At 48.7% G+C, this 351-nt stretch carries 1 rRNA gene; it reads left to right on the top strand.

Features of this window, described 5'->3' with window-relative positions:
* A 23S ribosomal RNA gene (locus GM672_RS27940) occupies positions 1 to 351 on the top strand; the annotation flags it as partial.

Genomic DNA, 351 nt, shown 5'->3' with positions numbered 1-351 from the left:
AGGGTATCACTCACTGAATACATAGGTGTGTGAGGCGAACGCGGCGAACTGAAACATCTAAGTAGCTGCAGGAAAATAAATCAACCGAGATTCCCAAAGTAGTGGCGAGCGAAATGGGAAGAGCCTGCATGATTTAGCATGACGCATAATGGAACGAATTGGAAACTTCGGCCATAGAGGGTGATAGCCCCTTACATGAAATGCGATGTGTGGAACTAAGTATGCGACAAGTAGGGCGGGACACGAGAAATCCTGTCTGAATATGGGGGGACCATCCTCCAAGGCTAAATACTCGTAATCGACCGATAGTGAACCAGTACCGTGAGGGAAAGGCGAAAAGAACCCCGGGAG

It is taken from the genome of Pseudoduganella buxea (genome assembly GCF_009720835.1).
In the GTDB taxonomy this organism is placed as follows: Bacteria; Pseudomonadota; Gammaproteobacteria; order Burkholderiales; family Burkholderiaceae_D; genus Rugamonas; species Rugamonas buxea.
This window is presented reverse-complemented; position numbering and strand designations above follow the sequence as displayed.